Here is a 24,669-nt window from a genome sequence, read left to right as displayed (position 1 = left end):
GTTATCTCTCGCTTACTTTGACCTTGACTGTAGCAGTTACATCACGGTGCAATTTGATTGGAACATCTTTAATTCCAAGCGCTTGAATCTTATTAATCAATTGAATTTTACGTTTGTCTACTTTAACATCCAATTGACTTTGAAGTGCTTTCGCGATATCTGCTTTATCCACAGCACCGAAGGTGTGACCTGTCGTTCCAACCTTCATCTTGATTTCAACCATTACATCATCTTGTTCAAGACGTTCTTTCAATGCTTTAGCTGCTGCGAGCTCTTCAGCTTCTTCTTTTTCTTTAGCTTTTGTTTTACCTTGAAGTTCTGCTACAGCAGCACTTGTTGCAACTTTTGCTAAATTTTTCTTAAGGAGAAAGTTATTTGCATAACCTGTTGGTACTTCTTTGATCTCGCCTTTTTTTCCTTGTCCTTTTACATCTGCTAAAAATACTACTTTCATTGTTCGTTCTCTCTTTCCTTAATTAATGCGATGAGGTCCTTTTTGACTTCATCGATATTTCGTTCGTATATTTGTGTTGCGGCGGCATTAAAGTGTCCGCCACCTCCCATGGCTTCCATGATCGTTTGGACGTTATAGTCTTTAAATGAACGCGCCGAGATGGAAATATAGCCATTTTGATGATTTGTAATCGAGAATGCAGCTTGGACATCTGCCATATCAAGCAAGGTGTCTGCGGCTTTAGCAGTCGCGACATTATCGTATTTTTGGTCAGGTTTACCTAAGGCAACCACAACTCCTGGGGCAACATATTCTGAGTTAAGAATAATTTCATTAATTTTTTTATATTTTTCAAACTCAGTAGCCAAAATTCCTTTAATCAGGTTATTGTCAGCACCTTGCGAGCGTAGATAAGCAGCCACTTCAAAAGTACGGGAAGTTGTTGCTTTGGTGAAATGTTTCGTGTCCAACTCAATCCCAGCTAGTGCAATACTAGCATCAGTTACCGTCATTTTCGAGTTATATTCATGAAATTGTAAAAGCTCGACTGCTAACTCACTGGCTGAACTTGCGCTTGATTCAATATAAGAAAGCAAGGCATGCTCAGGGAAATCATCATCTCGACGATGATGGTCAATAACAACCAGTTTACTAAAGGCCTTATAGAAATCAAGACTGAGTGTTTGTGTCGTCTTCGAGTGATCAACCATGATAAGCAAGGAGTTTTCAGTCTTCATATCAAAAGCCGTTTCAAGTTTAATAATATGTGCGAAGCCTTCTTCAGTTTCGTTTACTAGATCAATAGCTCGGCTCACCTCTGGCATCAGTTGCTCCGGATCATAAACCACATAAGCTTCTTTTCCTGACATGTTGACAAAGTTTTTCATCGTAATTGCTGCACCTAAGGCATCCATATCTGGGAAGCGATGCCCAACGATAAAGACATCTTCACTTTCACTGATGATAGTTTGCAATGCTGTTGAGATGGCCCGCGCACGCGTTCTTGATTTTTGAGTACGGCTTTCGGAATTACCACCGAAATAAATTGTTTTGGCTTGCGGTGTGTTCTCCCGAAGGACTGCTTGGTCCCCACCGCGAACTAAAGCTAACTCAAGGTTGTTGAGAGAGGTTTTACCAATACTTGGGAAATCATTCCAGCCATAGGATACCCCCACAGATAAGGTAAGGGGAATCTTGCTTTCAGCTGAATTTTTCCGAAAATCTTTCAGTAAAGAAAACTTATCCTCAATCATTCGGTTCAAAATGCCATAATCACAAAAGAAATAGTAACGGCTGCTTGAAACACGACGCAAATAAACACCGTATTTGCTTGCGAAACTTTCCAAATTGCTGGCAATCAAACTATTAACCTTGGTCCGTTCACTGTCCGCAATCAAATCGGTGACATCATCATAGTTATCAACCGAAATACTTCCAATAACAGCACGACTTTCCTGCAAGCTCTCACGACTGTTAGCCTCAGAAGTTGCATCTGCTAAATAAATAAGATTTTTTTCATCATCTAAGGTGATAAAATATTTTTTCTTCTCAATCGTGAAAAATTGGTTTCTTTCTTCATGATACTTTTGAATAATTGCCTTAACTTCTTCTTTATCAAGGACACGATCATCCCCATGGTAAATCAAATCGATAAAGGGATTGAACCATTCCGGTTCATAGGTCTCTTTATTGTAGCGAATGACACCGATAGGCATATTGTCCAAGGTTGCATTGAGTGAGTTTTCTGCTTCATCATTTATTTTCCTGATGAATTCCACTCTTCTTAAACGATAATTTCGAGCTTGAAGTAAGATGCCGACTGTGATAAGGATGTTCATCAAAAACAGATAGAACACAGCCATCATTCGTGAGCCCGAAAAGATAAGCAAGAAACTTTCCAGAGCTTGCACGATAACCATGACTAACACAATTGTTATTGGTGAAAATCTCTGTACACTTTTCATTTCCTTCTCCTTTTATGCGTCTATTTACACATTGGCTATATTTTTGAATGCGCAAGGCTGTTAGTTTGTTGAAAGACTTTCTAGCTTTTCTTTAACAGCCGTGAGATTGGGGAACCATGCATCTGCTGCAGCCTGATTCATTCCAAAACGCGTATCTTCAATAGCCCAGACTGTAGCTCCAGCTGCCTTACCTGCGGCAATACCTTTTTCGGAATCCTCAATGATTAAGGTTTCCTCAGGCTTTACATTGAGCGCCTTCATGCTCAGCTGATAAATCTCTGGATGCGGTTTGGTTGCTTTCAAGTCATTACCAGAAAGAATCGACTTAAAGTAGGGGCGTAAACCATGTACATTAAGCATTTCGTCAATATCTTGCATGGCCGAACTTGAAGCTAAACCGATTTTATAGTTATCTTTTTCTAAGGCTTCTAAAACGGCCTTAACATCCGGGAAAAGCAATTCTTTGTAAGGAAGTGGATTATTGTCTTTTAGTTTTAAATATGCTGCGTGTAGCTTGGCTGCTTCGTCTTGGTCAAAATCTACACCTAAGATTTGCGGCCAGATTTCTCGCATGTTTCCTCCAATAAAATCAGAATATTTCATATGTTGAATTGAAATATTATGATTGCTAAAGAATTCTTCACGTCTTTGAGCATAGAATTGTTCCGTGTCAACGAGGACACCGTCCATGTCAAAAATTACCGCTTTAAACTTATTCATTTTCACCTAAAACTCCCTAATTGTCTGCTTATATCTGCTTTATTATAACATATTTTGGGGCGGAGTTTGTGACTCTGATGTGAAAAGCATAAAAACCGCCTTACAGCGATTTCTTTTTTATTTTTTCTTGTTGTCTTCTTCACGCACACGCGCTTTTCGCAAGGCAATTCTCTTTTGTCTTTCAAGCTCACGCTCTATTTTTCCTTCTGGGGCATATTTTTCTTCCCAATCATCAGGTTTCAAAATTTTATGTGTTTCTGGATCAAAATGGGGTTGCCCATCTGGGAAAATTTTACCCATATTTGCTGCATGGACAAAGTTGAAAATATCATAAGGATCAACACCAGCAAGCACTAAACTTCCATAAGTAAAGTAAAGTAAATCAATCAATGCATCGACTTCACCAATCAGCGGCGCTTCTTCTTTTGCTTTGTGTTTAACCTTGCGGACTGCCTTATCCACATCTGCATGGAGATTTGCTGTCAGTTCGTCAAACTTATCACTATCCCCGTTTGCTGAAGCATAGAGAAATTCCACAATTTCTTCGACCTTAAATCCGGCACGATAACCCGCTTCCAGCGGTGGAAAAGCACGCGGAATCTCTTGGCTTCGACCGTCCATCATTTTATGGAATTCTTTTACTTTATTAAAGTTTTGATCACGTGAAATAAAATTATTACTGGTTGAGAAATCAATCAGACCATAATGCGCAAGTGCCTTAGCAATCCCATCATGATTGTTACTTGTCGTGACATGTGTCGCTTTTTGCTTCACAAGATCAGAAGCATTACCCATCGCGATACCATATTCGACATGTGTCAACATTTCTAAATCGTTTTCCGAATCACCAAAGGCCATGACTTGATGTTCATTGAAACCATAACGCTCACCAATCATCTTGATACCACGAAGCTTGCCAGAATCACATGGAATCATATCCACAGAGTAGGGATTGCTGCGCGTAATCATCAAATTAGGAAATTCTTTTTCAAGCATTTCCGTTTCTGATTGAGTTGCGACCATCATGACTTGGTAAATGGGCTCACGCAAGATATTTAGAAAATTGGACTGTGGAACTACACGACGTACGACATGCTTGAAACTGTTTCGCGCAATGTCCGAAGTGCCTGATGGTAAAATACCTGAAATAATCCCTGCCATCCGTGTTTCACCAAATTTCAAAAGTTTAGAGCCGTTAACACCATGAGCTGCTCCTAAAGAGATATCTCGATGATTATCTTTGGCAAAACGAACGATTTTGCGTAAGGTCCTCTTATCAATCTCTTCTGCATGCAAAACAGCTTTCGGTGTAAAGATGTATTGTCCATTATAAGTTACCGCAAAATCTAAATGAAGTTCCTCCATCAAAGGCAAAGCAAAAGCAGGACCTCGTCCTGTAGCGATCCCGACTAATATATCTTTACGTTTTAATTCATCGATAGCAACGCGCGTACTCGGAGCCACTGATCTTGTCCCCGTAAAAAGAGTGCCGTCTAAATCGAAAAATACTGCTTTTATATCCATTTCCATGCCTTATACTCATAAATTCTTCATGTGTTTATTGCTTATCGGCTAAATTCAACCCGTCGTTAAGCTTTCTTATCCTATTAATTATACAGGTTTTTTTCCAAAATTCCACGAATAATGGCTGTCCCCCAAATTTAAAATGCTACTCTTTTTAATTATTTTCTAAATGGTTGAGGACTTAGCTTTGTCGCTGTTTATTCCCTCCTATAATATGCTATAATAAATTTACTTTATTGACGTTTGAAAGGAAATTGACTAATGAAAAAGATTTTAGTGTTGCATACTGGGGGGACCATTTCTATGGCGGAAGATGCCAGTGGTCGCGTGGCGCCAAACGCGGTTAACCCTATGAATTCGGTAGATATGCACCTTGATTCGATTCACATGGTCGCTGAAGATATTTTTAACCTTCCTAGTCCGCACATCACCCCCAAAGAAATGCTCTTGATCAAAAAACGTATCAACAGAGCTTTCGACCAAGAAGAATTTGACGGTGTTGTCATCACTCACGGCACGGATACACTTGAAGAAACAGCCTTCTTTTTGGATTCAACAATTCCACGTGGTATGCCAATTGTATTGACTGGCGCAATGCGCTCAAGCAACGAATTAGGAACAGATGGTATCTATAATTTCCTCAGCGCACTCCGTGTTGCTGCTGACGATGCTTCTCATAATCGCGGTGTTCTTGTAGTGATGAATGATGAAATTCATTCAGCACGATATGTAACAAAAACACATACGACCAATGTTTCTACTTTCCAGACACCAACGCACGGACCAGTTGGCTTAGCCACAAAGCACAAACTCTTCTATTTCCATACTGATGGCGAAAATCAACATCTTGATATTTCTTCTGTTAAAGGAAAAGTCCCGATTGTTAAAGCTTATGCCGGAATGACCGGTGAAGTCTTTGACTTATTTGATTTGAGTAGTTTAGATGGCCTGGTTATTGAAGCGTTGGGAGCAGGTAATCTCCCCCCTACAGCCGCACAAAAATTAATGAATATTATCAAGCTTGGTATTCCTGTGGTACTCGTTTCCCGTTGTTTCAATGGTATAGCGGAACCAGTCTACGCCTATGAAGGTGGTGGTTCTAAGCTGGCAGAAGCTGGTGTGATGTTTGCACCTGAAGTAAATTCTCAAAAAGCACGCATCAAACTCTTGATTGGCTTGAATGGTGGCTTGGAAGGGCACGCACTTAAGAAATTTGTCGAAAATTAAAAAAACAGCCGAGACAAGTTCTCGGCTGTTTTTTTCTCAATCTAAGTTCCAAAATATATAGTTTAATGAGCAATCATTTCTTGTGCTATTTCTTGTGGTGATAAATCACTTGGATAAAATGTTGGCCAATTTTCAAGCTCCTCAAGTACTTTTTCCTGACTGTCTGAACCATAAAAAATATGGAAATGTGCTGCCTTCATCGGTGAAATCGCATGATCACTAAACTGTACATATTTGAACTCGCCAGCATTATTATCATCGGTTTCAAAAAGATACCTCACTCCACGATTACCTTTTTCGTAATTTAAAATTTTAAATCCTTTGTACTCATAGTGATATTTATGTTTTACATTATTTTTCGTAAAGGTCATTGTATGGCTATCAATCAAAATATTACTCACATCACTCTCATATCCCTTTGCATAGTACTTCTTATATGCAGAAGGCGACTTATCTCCCTTAATTTTTGATTTATAATCAAACACCTGATCTAAAGTGCCATTTTGGAGCAAAGGGTACACTGACTGCCAATTTCCTGCGTAGTCAGTCAATGAACGATCTTTGACATCAGTATCCGAAAAATATCCATTTTCTACATTTTTTTCACTTTCAGGAGAGTGTTCTGCTTTTATTTCTTTACCTTTAACAGAGGTCGTTTTCTTAAGGGATTCCAAATTCTCCTCCATTACAGAGATATAGTTTTCCCCCTCCTTAATTTGTTTTGCTGTAAGACTTTCTAATGGATTTAGAACAGCTATTTTTACTTTGGCTTCACTCGCTAAAGTTTTTGCGAATTTATTGTTTGAATTATTTTCAAAATAAATATATTCTATGCCATTATTCTCTACATATTTTTTTAATTCTGCTAAACGTGCGGCAGAAGGTTCTTGATCAGGATTAAGTCCTGATATGGGAATTTGTTTTAACCCATAGTCTAGAGCTAAGTAACGAAAAGCTGCGTGCTGGGTTACAAAACTTTTCTGATTTGCATTTTTTAATTCTGAACTAAATTTTTCATCCAATTTTTTTAACTTACTCAGATATTTTGCAGAATTAGTTCCAAATGTCTTAGCTTTTTGTGGGTATAGTTTTTTCAGCTGCTTCTCAATCACTTCAACTTCTTTTATTGCCATTTTAGGAGATAACCATGTATGTGGGTCATAATCATGATGATGCCCTTCTTCCTCATGGTTATGCTCCTGCTCTTCTTCCATTCCAGGAAGTAAAAGAAGTCCTTGAGTTCCTTCAATAATTTTGGGGTTATCCTTCTTCCATGAAGCTTTAGATTTATTGACCCATGTTTCCATATTTTCATTATGGTACACAAAGACATCTGAGTTGCTAATTGTTGTCATATCTTTTGCTGAGGGTTCATAATCATGTGGCTCAGCCCCTGCCGGAACTAGCAGCTGAACTTCACCTTCATCTCCCACAATATTCTTTGTAAATTCATAGACGGGATAAAAGCTCGTAACAATAGACAGTTTTTCGCCATTTGTGTTTGTTGTGGCTTTATTTTGAGTTGTGTGACAAGCAGTGAGCAAGCTGAGTGATACGACTCCTAATAAAGCAGCTCCTATTTTTTTCTTATGATTAAACGCTTTTTTTTTCTTTTCCTTATAAAATATTACCACCTAAAATCTCCTTTTTTAGTTTGTTTTTTAGTTTACCGGTTAAGTATATCTCATTCTTTTCATTATGTCAACCAGTTAACTAATTTTTAAATTTTGTGCTAAAAAAACAGCTGAAGGGGCCTCTTCCTTCAGCTGTTTTTTTATAAAAGTTTTTTAACAAAGTACTTCTACTATTTCTTCTCCAAATTATCTTGCAACTCCTGCCAAATTTGCTCATTTTCTTCCAAAGAATAAGAGTTAGCGCCAGAAGCTAAAGCATGTCCACCTCCATCGTGCTTTTTAGCAATTTCGTTGATAGGTACGGTTTTTGAACGCATCCGTACACGATAATGTCCGTCTGCTTGTTCCACAAAAATCGCCCATGATTGTACATCGCGGATACTTCCTGGAGTGCCAACGATACTTGATGTTTCGGCATCCCGTAAATTGAATTTTTCCAAAACCTCTTTACTTAAAAGCACACGTCCTGCACCATTTTCGGAAATTTCAAGATTTTCGTAAACATATCCTTGCAAACGCGCGACTTTCATATCAAATGAGGTCATTTCTCGCCCTAATGCTGGACGGTCAAAGTCAAATTCTGCAAGCTTACTTGCTAAATAAAGGGTTTGAGCTGAGGTTGCTGGATATAGGAAACGTCCAGTATCACCAACAATTCCCCCATAAAGAAGGCGCGCTGCTTCTTCATTCAAAGCTAGCCCATGGTTCAATGCAAAATCTGTGATAATCTCGGAAGCCGAACTGCGATCTGGCTCAACCAGACGTAAATCTCCGTAAGCATCATCATTTGGATGGTGGTCTATTTTAATGACATAGTCTGCTTGCATCCATCTGTCATCATCAATCCGTGGTGTATTTGCTGTATCACAGACGATACTAAGGTATCTTGTCCCCGACCCCAGCTCCACCTGATCCATCTCAGCCAAATAAGTAAGTGTTGGTTCATCATAACCCACAGCATAAATTTTCTTTTCGGGGAAATTTGCTCTTAAAATGGCACGCAAACCGCACTGAGAGCCTAGCGCATCTGGATCTGGATTTTTATGACGATGAATGAGAATGGTGTCGTATTCTTTGATTTTTGTAAGTATTTCTTTCATTATTTTTTTCCTTATGTAATTTGTAGATTCACAACTGCTTTGGCGATGATGTTGTTGACATAATAAATTTCAATATCTACAACCGCGCCTAAACGGGTCTCGTTGATGACTTTGGGATAAATTTCCAAGAGATTATCAATCGCGACCGTGCCCATCACGTTGAGATTCATTGACTCTAGGATAACATTTCTGCGTCGTCTTTTGTCAAGCGTTCTTTGAACAACGATTGCGACAATCTCACTCAGAGCAGCACTTGAAATATTTCCGACATTATTGACCATAAGCGGTTCAACCATCACAGTATATGCAGAGCCTTTTTCACTGATCTTACTGGACATGTCTTCACTAAAGGTATGTGTCACTTGGCTTTCTTCTTGGCTTCTTTGAAGACTTTCTAGCACTTCAGACTTGGTCACCACACCAGCATAGGTGTAATCCTTATTCACGATCGGCATGATGTCATAACCTTCATGAATCATCTTTTGTGAAATACTCGCCACCGTCATTTTTTGCTTAGCAACAGCGGGATAGTTCATCAGCTTGTTAATCTGCGTATCTAGACTTTTATGAGCAATATCGCGCATGCTGACAACGCCAACAACTACACGATGAGGATTAACTACCACAAAACGGCTTAAATTGGTCCGTTTCATCAACTCCATAAAGTCTTTTACCGTATCTTCTTCACGTAATGCAGGGCGATGATCGTGGGAAATTTCAGCTACTGTGATGATATCTTTTTTTATCAATTCATTTGCTAAAGCATGACTGATACGATTTGCAACTGTAAAGGTGTCGTAAGTCGCGCGCATAAGCGGAATCCCCATCTCATTTGCATAATCAATAACATCCTGATCAACATCGAAACCACCTGTAACAAGCACAGCGCTTTGACCATGCAAAGCCATACTCTGAATGTCTTTACGGTCACCGACAATCATCAAACTGTTTTTCATCAAAAACTTTTTCACACTTTCTGGCTGCATGGCACCGATGGAAAAACGACTAAATTCAACCTCCAGTCCAGCATGTCCACCCAAGATTTCAGCACTGGCAATTTCAGCAATTTTTCCGAAAGTCAACTTATGGTTACGTTTTTGTCCTTTCACCGATACTCGAACAGTACCTGAGCGGTCATTTACAGCAACTAAACCACGATTTTCTGCTTCTTTAATGGCCCGATAAGCTGTGCCATCTGCCACTTTTAAACGATTAGCGATACTACGGACACTGACTTGCTTACCAATGTCAAGTTTTTCTATATAATTAAGAATTTCTTCGTGTTTAGACATGAGATACTCCTAAGACTTGATTTCCTTTTTTAATAGCAAACTCCTCGAATTCAGAGATGCGTCCTTTATTGTATTGTGTGCTACCTTTAAAACGGCCAATTCGCTTATAGCCCACTTTTTGAGCCACCCGTATCGAGCTGAGATTTTCCCGATCACAATTAAGCACAAGTTGCTTCAGTCCAATCTCTTTAAGACAAACTTGGGTTACAGAAGCGAGCACTTCAGTCATCAGACCTTGATTCCAATATTTTTTGTGAAGTACATAGGATAATTCTGCTGTACCCTTTTGCTCAACCAGCTTTGAAAACTGAATCAAACCAATCATTTTTTGCTCTGATTTTAGTTCGATTGCCCATTTACCTAAGGGCTCTTTCATGAAATGATTGGCTATGACAAAGCTGGTATGTGCAAGATTTGGATGGGGATTAAAGACAAATTGAAGATTACTTGCATCAGAGCTATATTCAAACATATCGGCTGCATCAGACATGACAAAAGGGCGAAGCAATAGCCTGTTGGTTTCAATCTTTTGGTGTTCCGCAAGTTTTACATTGATATTCATTATCACTGTTCCAGATTCTTTTTTTAATAAGCCTATTATATCACGTTACTTCTGCTATCTGTGATATAATTTCATTACTATGAACTATAGACGGATAAATCTCAAATTAGAGCACCCGCTTGCCTTTTGGTCTGCTTTCCCTGACCCTAGTGAGCGTTTTTTTTGGTACGATAGCCAAAAGCAAACGTTGATTATTACCAGTCAACGCTTGCAAGCTGTGCAAGAACAAGATATCGCAAACTATCCTTACGTTTTTTACAGCCAGAGTTTTTTTGATGAAGTAAATGATGAGCTTTGGCAAGATTTCGGAAACGAGATTGTCGCTTTCAAGCATTACTTTGTACAAACACCTACAGAGTCTTATGTTTTGTCCTGTGATTCTCTCCCAGAAATTACGGACGAAAAGGGAAGTAAACTGTCCAACAGCTATACAGAAGAAGCTTCGGATTATCAAGAATGGCAAAGTCTTTACCAAAAGTTACAGGAAAATATTGCGCAGGGCAAAACAATCAAAATCGTAGCTTCTCGTCAAATTAAATTTACGAGTGAGCAGACTTTTAAGATTGAGCCAATTCTTGAGCGGTTGATAGAAAATAACCCTTCAGCTTTTATTTTTGCTTATCATAAAGCTGGTAAAACATTTCTTGGTGCTTCACCTGAAATTTTGGTCCAGAAAGAAGGAAATCATATTCTGAGCTATGCTTTAGCTGGAACCTTTCCCCGTTCCCTCGCTCATGGCGATACCCGCTTACTTCAAGACCCGAAAAATCTTCATGAACACCAAATTGTTGTCCAAAAGATTAAGGACAAGATGTTAGAGAAGTCACCCCATGTTCAGATAGGGGAAACGGGGATAATGGCTTTGAAGAATGTCTTTCATCTTCGAACACTCTTATCGACGGTTGATGCATCCAATTCCTTAATTGATTGGGGCAAGCACCTTCATCCTACACCAGCACTGGGCGGACAACCTAGTAAAGCGGCGCTTGACTTCCTCCGTGCCAATGAAAAACATGAACGCGGACTTTATGCGGCACCTTTAGGTCTAATCGATGCTCAAGGAGATGGAACACTCATCGTCGCCATTCGTTCAGCACTATTTGATGGGAAAACATGCTACGCCTATGCCGGTTGCGGCATTGTTGCCGCTTCAGACTGTCAAGCTGAATTTGATGAAACAAAGATAAAATTAAAAACAATACTCGAGGCACTTTAAAAATGAACAATGAATATTTAGCACCACTTGTTGATGAATTTTTCAATCTAGGCGTACGTGAAGCTGTATTTAGCCCGGGTTCACGTTCAACAGCTCTTGCCATGCTTTTTGAAGAGTATGGCAAATATGACACTTATGTCAATATTGATGAGCGCTCGGCTGCTTTTTTTGCCCTTGGTATAGCCAAAGCTCAACAACGTCCGGTAGTTCTTATTTGTACTTCTGGTTCTGCTGCTGCTCACTATCTCCCCGCCATTACTGAAGCGAAACACAGTCGTATACCTCTGATTATTTTGAGCGCGGATCGGCCCAATGACCTGCAATTTGTGGGCGCTGCGCAAACCGTAAATCAGGCGGATTACTTTGGCAAATTCGTTAACCATTATGAAGAGTTAAGTCATCCCAATGCTAATAATTTCTGGACTTATCCACGTAAGGTCGCACAACGTGCCTATATGGCATCTACCAATGTTCCCGCTGCTGCCGTACAAATCAATGTGCCTATCGGTGAGCCTTTGATTCCAGAACTCAACCCGGAACATTACCAAAAAGGTCGCAAGCCTTTCTCTCTCAGTCAAGGGAAAATTCAGCCGCAGCTTGTTCCGGAATTAAGTGGCAATGTGATTATTCTCGCAGGACCTGATAGTAACTCGGATTATCAAAAAGCACTTTTAAACCTGTCAGAAAAGATTCACGCACCTATCTTGGCAGATCCTTTGTCTAATTTACGTAATTATAGTCATCCCAATATTATTGATGCTTATGATGCTTTTCTCACGCAGCCAGAAATCCTCAATACACTTAAAGTTGACTGTTTTCTTCAGTTTGGTCAAATTCCTGTATCAAAACGCGTTTTACAATTAATTGCACACAATTCTCAGGCAGAATATATCCAAGTTGATTCGGCACTTGATTATCGCAATCCAAGTCAAACCACGACACAGGTTATTCAGGCTGAACCAGCACTTTTTTGTGAAGCAGTTCAACCTTCAACTTCTGGTAAAAAGGCACTCAAGCAGTGGCAAGACTATCAGCACTCCATGCGCCAAAAACTCGATACAGTTAAAGATGAAACTGCACCTTTTGAAGGACGTTATGTTCAAAGTCTGCAAGACATGATCCCTGAACATACGCAACTCCTTATTTCTAACTCGATGGCCATACGCGATGTTGATTACTTTTGGCGCAGTCGTCAAGCCACTGTTCGTCTTTTAGGAAACCGCGGTACCAATGGTATTGACGGACAAGAGTCAACCGCCTTAGGTATATCTACGAGTGGACAACCTACGGTCCTCTTAACCGGTGATCTCTCTATACTTCACGATATCAATGGCTTAATCGTAGGCAAAACACATCAGCTCAACTTGACTATCGTCCTTTTCAACAATGACGGTGGCGGAATCTTCCACCATTTGGCGCAAAAGGGGCAACCACATTTTGACTATCTCTTCTCAACGCCTCATGGTTTAGATTTTGGAGGCTTAGCACAATTGGTGGGCTTGAATTATCATCTCGTGGAAGATTATCAGGACTTTGAAAGACAATTCAGTCAAAGCTTTACTCAAACAGGTATTCATCTTCTGGAAATAAAAACAGACAAGGATGTGAGCTTAGACTTGCACAAAAAATATACGACTTATGCTATTTGAAGATAAATATATCCAGATTGATTCCCTTACCTTTCATGTCAGGATACATGGTCAAGGTAAGCCCCTTTTAGCCTTACATGGTTTTAGCCAGTCTGCTTCGACTTGGGATGCTTTAGATATATCAGGCTACCAAATCTTTGCTTTAGACCTTGTGGGACATGGAAAGTCCAGCAAGCCGGAACAACTTGATGCTTACCGTTTGGCAAGCATTTGTGCGCAGCTTCGACAAATCATTCAAAACCTTTTTCAAGAAAAAAGCTACAGCTTATTGGGCTATTCCATGGGTGGACGGATTGCACTGCAATTTGCACTGAACTTTCCCGAACAGCCCATTGAACAACTTATCATTGAAGCAGCTGCCCCTGGCATAGCTGACAGTAATCAACGTGAAAAACGCCTCCAAGCTGATCTTCACTTGGCTGAACAAATCGAGGAAAATGGTGCTGTCTGGTTTGCAAATTATTGGGGCGCGCTCCCCATCTTCCAAAGTCAACAAAATCTTTCTCAGGAAGAGCAATATAAAATCTGGTCTAGTCGCGCCCTAAATGCACCTCATGCCCTGGCCCAAACTTTACGCGCTACCAGCCAAGGAAAGCTTCCAGACATTTCAGAGAAGCTCCCAGATTTAAACTTGCCCTTAATCTATATCACTGGAGCTCTGGATCAAAAATATAAACGAATCGCTGAACAAATCGGTACTTATCCAAAAGCGCAAAGTCTGATTGTGGAGGGCGCAGGGCATAATGTACATCTGGAACTACCTCAACATTTTAATTTAATCTTAAAGACACATTTGCATGACTCAGCCATGCTATAATGAATAAATAAACAAAAAAAGGAGACAAATTATGTCAAAATATAACTGGCTTGCTTTAGACCGCAAGTACGAAGATGTCATTTACGAAACTTATAACGGTATTGCGAAAATTACGATCAATCGTCCTGAAGTACGTAATGCGTTTCGCCCTAAAACAGTGGTGGAACTTATTGATGCCTTTACTGTAGCACGTGATGACACTTCGATTGGTGTCATTGTTTTGACAGGTGCTAATCACGGCCAAGGCGAAGACAAAGAAGCTTTCTGTTCTGGCGGCGACCAAAAAGTCCGTGGCGACGGTGGCTATGTTGGTGAAGATCAAATTCCTCGTCTTAACGTCTTAGACTTGCAACACTTGATCCGTATTACACCAAAACCTGTTATTGCTATGGTCAACGGTTTTGCTATCGGTGGTGGGCACGTTCTCCACATCGTTTGTGACTTAACGATTGCTTCTGAAAATGCTAAGTTTGGTCAAACAGGCCCACGTGTTGGTTCTTTTGATGCTGGTTATGGTGCTGGACTCTTGGCTGCTATGGTTGGTCAAAAGAAAGCACGTGAAATATGGTTCCTCTGCCGTCAATACACTGCACAAGAAGCAATGGATATGGGCATGGTAAACACTGTTGTACCTTTTGATCAACTTGAAGACGAAACAGTTAAATGGGCCGAAGAAATGCTTGCCTTGTCACCAATGGCACTTCGTATGCTTAAAGGCTCAATGAATGCTGCAACTGATGGACTTGCTGGCTTGCAACAATTTGCTGGTGATGCAACGCTCATGTACTACCTCAGTGATGAAGCCAAAGAAGGGCGCGATGCTTTCAAAGAAAAACGCAAACCTGACTTTGATCAATTCCCTAAATTCCCATAAGCTATGAAATGGTTAAAAGAACAGGCTGAAAAATCGCCAAATAAACTTTTCTTAAATCAACTGACTTTTAAAGAAGTCTACGATAAAACTGTTCAGACAGCCCAACATTTAAACAAAGAAACAGCTAGGCACAACCGCCTAGCTCTTCTTTCAGAAAATTCGCCAGAGATGGCAATTGTGCTCTTTGCGCTGTTGGCTTTGGATAAGGAAGTCCTCTTGCTCAACACCCATCTTACAGCTAATGAAATTCGAGAGCAACTGACTGAACTTGATGTGGAACTGCTGATTGCTTCGGACCAGCAAACCTATCCAGCAGACTTGTCTTTCTCTGATATCCATTCTTTAGAAACCAGCAGAGCTGTGCTCAATTGGCAGCCAGCGCCAGAGAAAATTGCTGTGATCATGAACACCAGTGCAACAACTGGAAAATTCAAATCAGTTCCTATCACATGGAAAATGCTTGCAGCACATGTTGCTGCTTCTGCAGCAACCATGGGCGTTCTTCCAGAAGACAACTGGCTTGTTGTTCTCCCCATGTTTCATGTCAGTGGTCTATCCATCATCATGCGCAGCCTCTATAATGCCACTCAGGCCACAATACGTGCTTCTTTCGATGAGGAAGAGTTGATTAAACTGATTAATAACAGCTCGGTCAATATGGTTTCCATGGTACCGACCATGCTTAAACGTGTTCATGAAAAAATTGCTGCCAAAAGTCTTCGCGTCCTCTTGTTAGGGGGAGAATTTATTCCCCAACCTTTGATACAGGCATGTTTTGCACAAGGTCTACCTGTCTACAAAACTTACGGGATGACCGAAACTTTTTCCCAATCTGTTACCTTCAACATTTTGGAACATCCGGACAAGCTAACTTCTGTCGGTCAAGCACTTCCCGGCGTAGAGATTAAAATTTTAAACCCTGATGCTGATCAGGCTGGCGAAATACATCTAAAATCGCCAATGCTCATGAAAGGTTATCTTAATCAAGAGGACGTTCATCTATTCAACACTGGAGATATTGGCTATCTTGATAAGGACAATTTCCTTTATATTCTCAATCGTCGTAAAGATATCATTATTTCCGGTGGAGAAAATATTTATCCCAAAGAGATTGAGGATTTACTCTATAGCTTAGAGGGGATTATCGAATGTGCGCTTGTCCCGCAGGAAGATCAGACTTGGGGTCAAGTGCCACTTCTTTTCTACGCTGGGACGCCCGATATACAAGAAATTACAAGCTTTTTGCGTCAACGTCTGGCCAAGTATAAACTTCCCCGTCAGATTATCAAAATGAATGCTCTACCCAAAAATGCCTCAGGCAAAATCCTTAGGAAAAATTTAAAACATGAAGCTTAGATCAATTAGTTTGAATCACGTCCAACTTCCGATGAAGTTTAACTTCAAGACAGCCAAAGGTGAGCTGAAGCAGCGTGACACCATTATTATCATTGCCGAAGACGAAACCGGCCATCGAGGATATGGTGAATGCGTAAGCTTCACCACACCTTTCTACACGCAAGAAACATTTGACAGCTCATGGGAATGCTTGGCGCAGACTTACATTCCAAAAGTAATGACAGCAAACTTCACACATCCCTTTGAGATTCATGAGTTTTTTGAGCAGCCCTTACCGATGGCAATGGCAGGTTTGGAGAATGCCTTGTTGGATCTTTATTACAAAGCTCAAGGAAAAAATACAATCGCTGCCCTTTTTCCTGAACCATTGACAGAAACTTTATCCCGTGGGGCCGTCTTGGGCGATGTGCCTTTTGAGCAGCTTCCTGAAAAAATCGAAGCCTTAATCGCCCAAGGTGTGGGAAGAATAAAGCTTAAAATTAAACCCGCGGATGGTTTTGAACGCGTCCAATATGCTGTAGAGCATTATCCTCAGCTCCAATGGGCTGTTGATGCCAACCGTTCTTATGCCCTTGAAAATATCGAAGCGCTGGTAAAGCTCGATCAATTTGGACTTGTCTGCATTGAAGAGCCTTTTGCTACTGATAATCTCGAAGATTATAAAGACATTCTTCCGCAGCTTTCAACACCTATCTGTTTTGATGAAAATGTCCAAAGTTGGAGTGATTTACAGACCCTTTCTCAACTTAAGGGAAAAACCATGCTCAATATCAAAATTGGCCGCTTAGGTGGACTTTATCAAACAAAAAAAGCTATCGCCTTTTGCCGGAAAAATAACATTTCCTTCTGGATTGGCAGTATGGTCGAAAGTGGTATTTCCAAGATATTGCATACACAACTAGCCACTTTAAGCGACAATGCCATGCCCGGGGATTTGTCAGATTCGTCCTATTATTTTACGGAAGATTTAATCGTACCAGAGATTAAATTTATTGAAGGCAAGATGAATAAACCGCGTGGCAAGGGCTTGGGTGTATCTATCAATCAAGCAGCACTTGAATATTACACCGTGAAAAAGGAGATTTTTACATGAATTTAATTGAACAACTGGGTATTCAAAAGCTGGTTTTAACCCCAACAGGTTTTACCGCTCAAATGCCTTTAGGGGACTTTCACGCGCAACCTCAAGGTTTCTTAAATGGTGGTGCAACGCTGGCCTTTGCTGAGGTTGCTGCTGGTATGGCAAGTAATCTCTTGCTGGACGATAAACATTTTGCTGTCGGCCAAGCGGTCAATGGCAATCATTTAAACCCAACTAAAGCAGCAGGAATACTCTTTGCTCAAGGTCTTCTTCTGCACAAAGGTGGGCGTACACATGTGTGGGAGCTGAAGTTTACAGATGCGCGTGAGGTTTTAGTGGCACAAGTCACTGTAACCAACGCTATTGTGGCAAAAAGATATGAATAAAGACAACATACTATTTACAGAATTGGTGGATATAGATGAAGCCGAACTTGCGTATATCAATCAATTAATTATCGACACTTGGGCTTATCAAGAATGGAATAAACAAGAAAATGTCTTGCCTATGGCTGATTTTTTTCTTGAAACAATCCTCTTGACCTCCACAAAAGTCTTTGTCGCTAAAGATAAGGGGAAAATTATCGGCGTCGTCGCTGCTGCCCTCACTCCTGATCTCTTTCCCAAAAGTCGAATAAGATATCGCCAACTTGAAGCGCTGAGTTTAATTATCAACCAAGGAAAACCAGAAACCGTTTTTGACTTTTACTTGGAAACCATGAAGCTCAATGAGGAACTTATACAGCAAAGCAAGGAAACCTTTGATGCTGCCTTAAACCTCTTAATCTTAAATGAGAACTACAAAGGCTTAGGTCTTGGCAGTAAACTCTATCAGCTTTTCCTTGATTACTTAAAAGAAAATAAAGCAAAAACCTTCTTCCTACTTACAGACAGCTATTCCAACTATCCTTTTTACGAGAAGAAAGGCTTAAAAAGAATCGCCGCACAGCGCTTCTCTTGGAGTAATGATGCGGAAGTTTCAGAAGAGGATGTTGAGGAATATTATGTTTATGCGGGGCGCGTAGAACAATAATATATTGTTTAAAATAAAAAAATACAGTTACCCTACTAAAAGTAACTGTGTTTTTTTGTACTTAATTTTTAAAACTTCTATAAACATCTTCTACAAAAACTTGAGCAATTCTTTTCTTGAAAGCTTCGTTATTTAGCAAAGCACCGAAGAAGTCCTGGTTTTGCATATATCCTTCCGTTAGAGCATTGTCCATCTCATCATCAAGAGTAAATCTAAAGTCCTCTCGTGTGTTAACCTGAGCAGATGCCTCTAGCCTCTTATTTTTCTTGAGCAACTCTCGGATAGCAATACCACTTGTAACACCAACTGTATCATCAATATCGAGATTGAGTTGCTCATTGATTTCATCAATAATTTCAGAAAGTTTTTTCTCCTGATCCTCAGTGATATCTCCAAGACTTGGTTTATTCAACTTCACTTCGTAGTCTTCGGGTAATTCTGCTATATGATATTCACCTGTTTGCTTATGCTTCATATAATCCACAACAATTTTATCTGCTATTGAGAAATCATTCCCACCTAAGCGGACATCAATCATTTTGACTAAAGACTGTAAGTAATTATATTTTTCATGCAGAACTTCATTTTGGTAAGCAGTTGCTTGTATCAAGAATGTATACATTCTCAGAAAGCCCCGAATTGTTTTCTTGATTGTCAGCTGTTCTTTTTCATCATATCTTTGAACCAGATTATAGCCTCTATTCAAAAGCGCAGTCATTTTTTTCTTATCTCGACTAGTACGCTTTTCTTGATAAAGAAACTGATTAAACTCATGAACAACATCATCCTCTAAAATAGCAAAGCTATCAATTTTTCTTTGCAAATCCAAAATATCACTTGGAGAAATCGTTTCGGCTAAAACTGTCTCCCGATAATAAGGCGCAAAAGCTTTATTAATATCTTCGTAAGTATTTTTAAAATCAAGAATAAACGTTTTTTTATTGTATCCTTTAACAATACGATTAAGACGTGATAAAGTCTGAACAGCCGCCACATCACGTAACTTCTTATCTACATACATCGCAACAAGTTTCGGCTGATCAAAGCCTGTCTGGTATTTATTAGCTACAATCAGAACTTGAAAATCATCTGTATCAAATTTATCTTTCAGATTTTCTTCTTTGATCCCATTAATTGACGCTTCTGAGTACTCGGCACCTTCTACATCAACCTTACCAGAAAATGCAACTAAAGCACCCATGCTTGTAATATGATGTTCCTTAAAGTAACGATTGAGTGCTTGTTGATATTTAACTGCTGCCTCACGGCCACTTGTCACAATCATCGCTTTTCCCTTACCGCCAAGTTCAGCCATAATATCGTGTGTGATAAAGTGGTCCATAATTATTTCAATTTTTTTGTTGATATTTTCATCAGATAATTCAATAAATTTTGCTATCTTACGTTTCGCAACGGCAGTTTTAAATACAGGATTTTCTTCAACAACTTTATTGAGTTTGTAATAAGTTTCGTAAGTGACATAGTTATTTAAAACATCAAGAATAAAGCCTTCTTCAATAGCTTGTTTCATACTATAAACATCAAAAGGTTTTTTACCAATACCATCAGGCTTGGTTTCACCAAAAAGCTGTAATGTTGTTCCCTTAGGTGTTGCAGTAAAAGCAATAATAGATATATTATCCTGTTTCCCTGTACGGGCTATTTCTTGCTCTATCGCATCTCCTACGCTCACTTCTTGAACTTCATCAATGGTACCGTCCTCAAAGTCTGTTTCAGTCAGAACTTGACTGACAGCACTCATGTAAGAACCAGTCGTTGAGCTATGTGCTTCATCAATTAATATGGCAAAGCGTTTCTTTGCTGTTGCACCCGTCGACATCCATTCAGACTTATTGATCTGCGCAAACTTATGAATCGTTGTGGCGATAATCTTCGTATTACTTGCCAAAGCATCTGCTAAATCACTGGATGTCGCTTTGTCATCCATGACTTTAATCACACCAGATTGATGACTAATAGCCCGAACAGCATCTTGCAGCTGTCGGTCTACGACGATCCTATCCGTTACAATTAGAACCGTGTCAACCACATTTTTATTTTCAGCATCATGTAAACTCACCAAACTGTGTGCAAGCCAAGCGATGGTATTCGTTTTCCCAGAACCAGCGGAGTGCTGAATCAGATAGTTATTTTCCGTAGCATTGTTTCGCATATCTTCTAAAACACGTGTCACAGCTCTTCTTTGCTGATAGCGTGGAAAAATAATATCTTTCTTATCTGGTGTTAAAAAGATAAAACGTTCGATTAACTGAAAAATGCTCGCTTTTGTAAGAACTTCTTGCCAAAGATAAGCAGAATCTGCACCGTCTTCATTATGAGGATTCCCTGCGCCTTGCTCAATTCCTTCTCCTCTTCCCATATTAAAGGGTAAAAAGTAGGTGTCTTGGCCTTTAAGTTGTGTCGTCACAAAAACTTCTAAAGCATCAACAGCAAAACAAGCTAAAACACCTGCATTAAACTGGAAAAGTCGATTTTTAGGATTCCTACCTTTTAGCTGCTTAATCCCATCTTGAACGCTTTGTCCACTTGGGTTATATTTTAGCTCTATCGCAAACAAGGCCAAACCATTCAGAAAAATGACCAGATCCACTCGCTCCATATTTTCATAATTGACCTCTTCCATGACCGACAAATGATTTTGAGCATAAAGTTGGTTTGCTTTTTCATTAAAATTTGTGGCTGGCTTGCGGTACATCAAATCGAGTTGAACATTTTCAAGAAAGACACCATTTTTCAAACTGTAAAGTAAGCCATTCTTGATGATTTCTTGATTAATAACATTAATAATGGTTTCACGAGATAACTTTTTTTGCAGTTTTTCTAGAGTTTTAGGCTGTGTAGCTAACAGAAAATTCCAAAGTAACTCCTTATCCATCGCAATACGTGCATCATAATGTATCGCCTCACGAATTTCAAATCCATTAAGTTTCTGAAAATCCTTCAAAATCCACTGCTGAAAATCATAACGTTCTTTAATATTAAGAGTTGCCATTTGTTTACTTTCTATAAATCGTCAATGCTGAGTTCATTGTAGCCTTCATAATAATAACTGTTATCAATACCTTTCATGAAGGTTTCTCTTCCTAGATCGTTTGTCAGCGCATATTTGAGAACATGCTTGATTTCAATGTCTTTAATCGGGCTGCGCTTCATAGCAGATAAATAGTCTGCTTTTTCAATGGCATTCCAATCCACAACCTGCCCCAAAGATTTTTTGAAAATCAAGTCCAACCAGATACGCCCCGCACGACCATTCCCTTCACGAAAAGGATGTGCCACGTTCATCTCCACATACTTCTCGACAATCTGCTCAAAAGTCTCGTGCGGCATCTTATCAATGTTCTCAAGCGCAACAGAAAGATACATTACTGGTGCAAAACGAAAATCATCCTTAGCAATATTAACGTCACGAATCTTTCCTGCAAAGTCATATAAATCACTGAACAAATAATGATGGACCTGAGCCAAGCCTTTAAAAGTTCCAATTTCTATCTTATCAATATCACCAGAATCAAAAAGCTGCTTTGCCTTTTTCTTTGTCATGATTTCTTCTTCACGACGGAGTTGGGCTGAGTTTGTTATGTTTAGTTTGTTTTTTAGGGTCATTTATGGCTCCTATTATATTTAAATCTTCATTACTCTAAACTTATTTTAGGCTCAAATAACATATCATCATTAGATAAAGTTAAGACTGGTGGATATCTTTTTTTCAAATCATCAGATAATTTACTGCTCAATATTGGTGTTATATATTGTATATTATTTTGAACAGCAATATCAAACATTTTTTCAAAAGGTTCTTCATCAGTTACTTCATTGATATCTTGTAAAATAAATCGCGGAAACTCTCTTGACCCATTAATTGATATAATTGCAGCTGTAAATGCAAAAGCAAGTTGATGCAAACGTCCTGTCCCACTTCCTTGATTTTCAGGAAAAATTAATGGTACTGCACGTTTCTTAGGTGATAGATTTGGATTGATTTTTACATGATATGGAACACCAATAATATTCTTAGTGAAATTTGATAACTTCAAATTAAAACTGTCTATTACTTCATCAGAAAATAAACCCTCAATTTCAGATATAGTAATCTTAACTTCATCTTGTACAATCTTATCATCAAGTGCTTGTTTAAAATCAGAAAATAGTTCTTCATTGTACTTATCAAAATTAAATATTTTTTTATCAGAAAAGTTAATATACTCGTTCAGTCGCTGTCTATAAAATGACAATTTTACATTTAGAGCTGAAAGAGCATTATCAACTAGCAAAAGTTGTTTCTTAAGGTACTTCTTTCTATTGTTCTCTCTTAACTGATTAAAATTATAGATTTTATCAAACGCTTTTTGTACATCAGGAACTAAATCTGATAATTCTTCTGAAAGTAATCTTATCACATTATCATCCACTTTTACTCCAATAGATTTACTTTCTTCCTCAAGAAGCTCTTTTTTTAATTGTAAGCTTTGAAATTCATCAACTAAATATTGATATTTTTTAATTTCTTCATTTTTTTCACCATATCCCTCTTTCCTAACAGGAGTATCCTGTAAAATTTTTACTGCTTCATTAATTTTGACAGATTTAGGTGTTTTTTCGGAAGAAAACTGCTTGTTACGTTCTTTAAGAAGTTTAGATATTTCCTGTGTTTTATTTTTAATGTTTAGAAAATAAGCATATGTTGCTTCATATACCCCCAGCATTTCATTTTGAGTACTTGCATTAAAATCTAAATAACGGATAACTCTCTCTTCATTTGATGGAAGCTCTAAAATTAAAAATCTTGGAATTAATTTTCTATTTGCTATATTTTCTGGAACATCATTAAATAATAGATTCCTAATAGCTGTTCCATATGCTTTAACAGCTTTAGGTTCTCCATCAATAAAATATTTTTTATTAAAAAGGTTTACTCTTAAAAGATGTTTTTTATCTTCATTTGTAATTTCTAATTCAATATAGACTTTTTTTTCATCAACTATTTGTTGAAGTGTGTCAGAAAATCTTTTTATTTTATGCTCAAAACTTGCTCCAAGAGCAATATCAATTAAATCAATTACTGTGGATTTTCCAACATTATTATTATTTGTTTGCTCATCTTCCAGTGTAGTTGTGATAATATTAACTGATTTATTGAATTTAATTATCCTGATAGTTGTTCCTGTTGCGGTTTTTAACATTAACTTCTTGATATACATAGACTATTTCCTCATCTCTAATGTAAACTCTAAATTTTTCTAATAAAAGCAACACATATAAAGCTATATTAAATCTATAAATTTCATAAGGTTTTGGTGATGTTCCAAAAATTTTAAGAATAATATTTTCCTCCGTCTCATCACCTTGCTTCAACACATGCAAAATCTGTCCTATAATATAGTAAATTGTCTGTTCAGGTTTTAGACCGAAATCTGTAATAAGCACCTCGTACTCCTTTTATCTAGGCGGATTTTCTAATATTTGACATCTAGTAAATGCCCAATAAATAGTTAACTCGATTCCTGCAGTTTTATTTTCTTCACATATTTTATCACTTCTACCACCATTAACCGTTTCTAGGAGCTGTTTTTCAATTAACATGCACTTAGAATCTGAACTAATGTTTTCATTAGATAACCTAGCATATTTATTAGATAAATCTAGCAGTAAAATTTCTGGTACAGTTAAATTAGAAATAATTTCCTCTTCAAATTTTTCTAATTGGGCTGCTCTGTTCTCAAATATTTTTTTCCAAGTATTTAAGGAATTAAAATCAATTTTTTCTTGCCAATCGGGATTGAAATCACTAATTTCATCTAAACGATATAAAAGTTTTGCGCGTTTATCTAAAGACTTAACTACATTAAAAATTTCTGATTTTTGATTTCTATTTTTTCCAAAAATATTTAGAATATTCGTCTTAATATCACGTCCTGCGATATCCCTACCTGCTTTAGAATTGTTTCCAACACTACCGCTATTTCTTAATATCTCGTCCTGCAATATCTCCACCTGCTTTAGAATTTTTTTCTACAAAACCACTATTTTTTAAATAAGATTGATTTTTTATCCTTTTAATTTCATTTTGCTGAAATATTGTCCATATAAAACTTAATACTCCTGTAACTGCACCAACTACAGCACATAGATCTTGAACACTCATA

At 38.5% G+C, this 24,669-nt stretch carries 23 protein-coding genes; 9 read left to right on the top strand and 14 right to left on the bottom strand.

The window, feature by feature from the left end:
• Nucleotide 1: 1 nt before the first annotated feature.
• From rplI to BZZ03_RS06955, 4 genes are all read right to left on the bottom strand, one after another.
• On the bottom strand, nucleotides 2-454 hold the full coding sequence (gene rplI / locus BZZ03_RS06970) for a 50S ribosomal protein L9 (RefSeq protein WP_014024508.1): 453 nt from the start codon (nucleotides 452-454) through the stop codon (nucleotides 2-4).
• On the bottom strand, nucleotides 451-2,418 hold the full coding sequence (locus tag BZZ03_RS06965; protein ID WP_061412467.1) for a DHH family phosphoesterase: 1,968 nt from the start codon (nucleotides 2,416-2,418) through the stop codon (nucleotides 451-453). Before BZZ03_RS06965 ends, rplI begins: the two co-directional genes overlap by 4 nt.
• A gap of 60 nt (nucleotides 2,419-2,478) precedes the next feature.
• Complete coding sequence (locus BZZ03_RS06960; protein WP_019293207.1) at nucleotides 2,479-3,138, bottom strand: HAD family hydrolase; 660 nt, start codon at nucleotides 3,136-3,138, stop codon at nucleotides 2,479-2,481.
• A 117-nt stretch (nucleotides 3,139-3,255) separates the two neighbouring features.
• Nucleotides 3,256-4,662 carry a Cof-type HAD-IIB family hydrolase gene (locus BZZ03_RS06955; protein WP_029343385.1) on the bottom strand — a complete coding sequence of 469 codons (1,407 nt, stop codon included), beginning with the start codon at nucleotides 4,660-4,662 and terminating at the stop codon, nucleotides 3,256-3,258.
• 261 nt (nucleotides 4,663-4,923) lie between these two features.
• Here BZZ03_RS06955 and BZZ03_RS06950 point away from each other — a divergent pair, with 261 nt between their 5' ends.
• The gene (locus tag BZZ03_RS06950; protein WP_086582861.1) at nucleotides 4,924-5,889 is read left to right on the top strand and encodes an asparaginase; all 966 of its coding nucleotides are present in this window, start codon (nucleotides 4,924-4,926) and stop codon (nucleotides 5,887-5,889) included.
• A 62-nt stretch (nucleotides 5,890-5,951) separates the two neighbouring features.
• Here BZZ03_RS06950 and BZZ03_RS06945 read toward each other — a convergent pair whose 3' ends face one another.
• The 4 genes from BZZ03_RS06945 to BZZ03_RS06930 form a co-directional block, all read right to left on the bottom strand.
• Nucleotides 5,952-7,523 carry a zinc ABC transporter substrate-binding protein AdcA gene (locus BZZ03_RS06945; RefSeq protein WP_086582860.1) on the bottom strand — a complete coding sequence of 524 codons (1,572 nt, stop codon included), beginning with the start codon at nucleotides 7,521-7,523 and terminating at the stop codon, nucleotides 5,952-5,954.
• A 170-nt stretch (nucleotides 7,524-7,693) separates the two neighbouring features.
• Entirely contained in the window at nucleotides 7,694-8,623 is a 930-nt protein-coding gene (locus BZZ03_RS06940; RefSeq protein WP_086582859.1) for a DHH family phosphoesterase, read from the bottom strand.
• An 11-nt stretch (nucleotides 8,624-8,634) separates the two neighbouring features.
• Nucleotides 8,635-9,915, bottom strand: coding sequence for a DRTGG domain-containing protein (locus tag BZZ03_RS06935; RefSeq protein WP_019293212.1), 1,281 nt, complete (start codon nucleotides 9,913-9,915; stop codon nucleotides 8,635-8,637).
• Nucleotides 9,908-10,477 (bottom strand): GNAT family N-acetyltransferase, encoded by a 570-nt coding sequence (locus tag BZZ03_RS06930; protein ID WP_086582858.1) that lies wholly within the window; start codon nucleotides 10,475-10,477, stop codon nucleotides 9,908-9,910. The genes BZZ03_RS06935 and BZZ03_RS06930 overlap by 8 nt, the downstream gene beginning before the upstream one ends.
• A gap of 79 nt (nucleotides 10,478-10,556) precedes the next feature.
• Between BZZ03_RS06930 and BZZ03_RS06925 the strand changes: the two genes are divergently transcribed.
• From BZZ03_RS06925 to BZZ03_RS06890, 8 genes are read left to right on the top strand one after another with little or no spacing between them, the layout of a single operon-like run.
• On the top strand, nucleotides 10,557-11,693 hold the full coding sequence (locus BZZ03_RS06925; protein WP_086582857.1) for an isochorismate synthase: 1,137 nt from the start codon (nucleotides 10,557-10,559) through the stop codon (nucleotides 11,691-11,693).
• 2 nt (nucleotides 11,694-11,695) lie between these two features.
• The gene (menD, locus tag BZZ03_RS06920; protein WP_086582856.1) at nucleotides 11,696-13,342 is read left to right on the top strand and encodes a 2-succinyl-5-enolpyruvyl-6-hydroxy-3-cyclohexene-1-carboxylic-acid synthase; all 1,647 of its coding nucleotides are present in this window, start codon (nucleotides 11,696-11,698) and stop codon (nucleotides 13,340-13,342) included.
• The gene (gene menH, locus BZZ03_RS06915) at nucleotides 13,332-14,159 is read left to right on the top strand and encodes a 2-succinyl-6-hydroxy-2,4-cyclohexadiene-1-carboxylate synthase (protein ID WP_086582855.1); all 828 of its coding nucleotides are present in this window, start codon (nucleotides 13,332-13,334) and stop codon (nucleotides 14,157-14,159) included. Before menD ends, menH begins: the two co-directional genes overlap by 11 nt.
• Nucleotides 14,160-14,190: 31 nt before the next feature.
• Nucleotides 14,191-15,033 carry a 1,4-dihydroxy-2-naphthoyl-CoA synthase gene (gene menB / locus BZZ03_RS06910; protein ID WP_003134096.1) on the top strand — a complete coding sequence of 281 codons (843 nt, stop codon included), beginning with the start codon at nucleotides 14,191-14,193 and terminating at the stop codon, nucleotides 15,031-15,033.
• 3 nt (nucleotides 15,034-15,036) lie between these two features.
• The gene (gene menE, locus BZZ03_RS06905) at nucleotides 15,037-16,389 is read left to right on the top strand and encodes an o-succinylbenzoate--CoA ligase (RefSeq protein WP_086582854.1); all 1,353 of its coding nucleotides are present in this window, start codon (nucleotides 15,037-15,039) and stop codon (nucleotides 16,387-16,389) included.
• Nucleotides 16,379-17,482 carry an o-succinylbenzoate synthase gene (menC, locus tag BZZ03_RS06900; protein WP_086582853.1) on the top strand — a complete coding sequence of 368 codons (1,104 nt, stop codon included), beginning with the start codon at nucleotides 16,379-16,381 and terminating at the stop codon, nucleotides 17,480-17,482. The genes menE and menC overlap by 11 nt, the downstream gene beginning before the upstream one ends.
• Nucleotides 17,479-17,856 carry a PaaI family thioesterase gene (locus BZZ03_RS06895; RefSeq protein WP_086582852.1) on the top strand — a complete coding sequence of 126 codons (378 nt, stop codon included), beginning with the start codon at nucleotides 17,479-17,481 and terminating at the stop codon, nucleotides 17,854-17,856. The genes menC and BZZ03_RS06895 overlap by 4 nt, the downstream gene beginning before the upstream one ends.
• Complete coding sequence (locus tag BZZ03_RS06890) at nucleotides 17,849-18,502, top strand: GNAT family N-acetyltransferase (protein WP_086582851.1); 654 nt, start codon at nucleotides 17,849-17,851, stop codon at nucleotides 18,500-18,502. The genes BZZ03_RS06895 and BZZ03_RS06890 overlap by 8 nt, the downstream gene beginning before the upstream one ends.
• 61 nt (nucleotides 18,503-18,563) lie before the next feature.
• Here BZZ03_RS06890 and BZZ03_RS06885 read toward each other — a convergent pair whose 3' ends face one another.
• The 6 genes from BZZ03_RS06885 to BZZ03_RS06860 are packed head-to-tail and all read right to left on the bottom strand — an operon-like array spanning nucleotide 18,564 to nucleotide 24,668.
• A complete protein-coding gene (locus BZZ03_RS06885) occupies nucleotides 18,564-21,515 on the bottom strand; it encodes a type I restriction endonuclease subunit R (RefSeq protein ID WP_086582850.1) in 2,952 nt (983 codons plus the stop codon).
• 11 nt (nucleotides 21,516-21,526) lie between these two features.
• Nucleotides 21,527-22,129 carry a protein adenylyltransferase Fic gene (gene fic, locus BZZ03_RS06880; RefSeq protein ID WP_086582849.1) on the bottom strand — a complete coding sequence of 201 codons (603 nt, stop codon included), beginning with the start codon at nucleotides 22,127-22,129 and terminating at the stop codon, nucleotides 21,527-21,529.
• A 29-nt stretch (nucleotides 22,130-22,158) separates the two neighbouring features.
• Nucleotides 22,159-23,724 (bottom strand): hypothetical protein, encoded by a 1,566-nt coding sequence (locus BZZ03_RS06875; RefSeq protein WP_143466334.1) that lies wholly within the window; start codon nucleotides 23,722-23,724, stop codon nucleotides 22,159-22,161.
• The gene (locus BZZ03_RS06870) at nucleotides 23,666-23,950 is read right to left on the bottom strand and encodes a hypothetical protein (RefSeq protein WP_086582847.1); all 285 of its coding nucleotides are present in this window, start codon (nucleotides 23,948-23,950) and stop codon (nucleotides 23,666-23,668) included. Before BZZ03_RS06870 ends, BZZ03_RS06875 begins: the two co-directional genes overlap by 59 nt.
• A gap of 12 nt (nucleotides 23,951-23,962) precedes the next feature.
• Entirely contained in the window at nucleotides 23,963-24,508 is a 546-nt protein-coding gene (locus BZZ03_RS06865; RefSeq protein ID WP_086582846.1) for a hypothetical protein, read from the bottom strand.
• Nucleotides 24,483-24,668: a hypothetical protein gene (locus BZZ03_RS06860; RefSeq protein WP_086582845.1), complete on the bottom strand. Its 186-nt coding sequence runs from the start codon at nucleotides 24,666-24,668 to the stop codon at nucleotides 24,483-24,485. Before BZZ03_RS06860 ends, BZZ03_RS06865 begins: the two co-directional genes overlap by 26 nt.
• Nucleotide 24,669 lies beyond the last annotated feature (1 nt).

The organism is Lactococcus petauri, assembly GCF_002154895.1.
GTDB classification, from domain to species: Bacteria; Bacillota; Bacilli; order Lactobacillales; family Streptococcaceae; genus Lactococcus; species Lactococcus petauri.
Note: the sequence above shows the minus strand (reverse complement) of the source record. Positions and strands in the feature narration are given on the sequence as shown.

Bases quoted from the DNA above. Each gene is read 5' to 3' on its own strand.
- rplI (WP_014024508.1), bottom strand. From the start codon at position 454: ATGAAAGTAGTATTTTTAGCAGATGTAAAAGGACAAGGAAAAAAAGGC.
- BZZ03_RS06965 (WP_061412467.1), bottom strand. From the start codon at position 2,418: ATGAAAAGTGTACAGAGATTTTCACCAATAACAATTGTGTTAGTCATG.
- BZZ03_RS06960 (WP_019293207.1), bottom strand. From the start codon at position 3,138: ATGAATAAGTTTAAAGCGGTAATTTTTGACATGGACGGTGTCCTCGTT.
- BZZ03_RS06955 (WP_029343385.1), bottom strand. From the start codon at position 4,662: ATGGATATAAAAGCAGTATTTTTCGATTTAGACGGCACTCTTTTTACG.
- BZZ03_RS06950 (WP_086582861.1), top strand. From the start codon at position 4,924: ATGAAAAAGATTTTAGTGTTGCATACTGGGGGGACCATTTCTATGGCG.
- BZZ03_RS06940 (WP_086582859.1), bottom strand. From the start codon at position 8,623: ATGAAAGAAATACTTACAAAAATCAAAGAATACGACACCATTCTCATT.
- BZZ03_RS06935 (WP_019293212.1), bottom strand. From the start codon at position 9,915: ATGTCTAAACACGAAGAAATTCTTAATTATATAGAAAAACTTGACATT.
- BZZ03_RS06930 (WP_086582858.1), bottom strand. From the start codon at position 10,477: ATGAATATCAATGTAAAACTTGCGGAACACCAAAAGATTGAAACCAAC.
- BZZ03_RS06925 (WP_086582857.1), top strand. From the start codon at position 10,557: ATGAACTATAGACGGATAAATCTCAAATTAGAGCACCCGCTTGCCTTT.
- menD (WP_086582856.1), top strand. From the start codon at position 11,696: ATGAACAATGAATATTTAGCACCACTTGTTGATGAATTTTTCAATCTA.
- menH (WP_086582855.1), top strand. From the start codon at position 13,332: ATGCTATTTGAAGATAAATATATCCAGATTGATTCCCTTACCTTTCAT.
- menB (WP_003134096.1), top strand. From the start codon at position 14,191: ATGTCAAAATATAACTGGCTTGCTTTAGACCGCAAGTACGAAGATGTC.
- menE (WP_086582854.1), top strand. From the start codon at position 15,037: ATGAAATGGTTAAAAGAACAGGCTGAAAAATCGCCAAATAAACTTTTC.
- menC (WP_086582853.1), top strand. From the start codon at position 16,379: ATGAAGCTTAGATCAATTAGTTTGAATCACGTCCAACTTCCGATGAAG.
- BZZ03_RS06895 (WP_086582852.1), top strand. From the start codon at position 17,479: ATGAATTTAATTGAACAACTGGGTATTCAAAAGCTGGTTTTAACCCCA.
- BZZ03_RS06890 (WP_086582851.1), top strand. From the start codon at position 17,849: ATGAATAAAGACAACATACTATTTACAGAATTGGTGGATATAGATGAA.
- BZZ03_RS06885 (WP_086582850.1), bottom strand. From the start codon at position 21,515: ATGGCAACTCTTAATATTAAAGAACGTTATGATTTTCAGCAGTGGATT.
- fic (WP_086582849.1), bottom strand. From the start codon at position 22,129: ATGACCCTAAAAAACAAACTAAACATAACAAACTCAGCCCAACTCCGT.
- BZZ03_RS06875 (WP_143466334.1), bottom strand. From the start codon at position 23,724: ATGTATATCAAGAAGTTAATGTTAAAAACCGCAACAGGAACAACTATC.
- BZZ03_RS06860 (WP_086582845.1), bottom strand. From the start codon at position 24,668: ATGAGTGTTCAAGATCTATGTGCTGTAGTTGGTGCAGTTACAGGAGTA.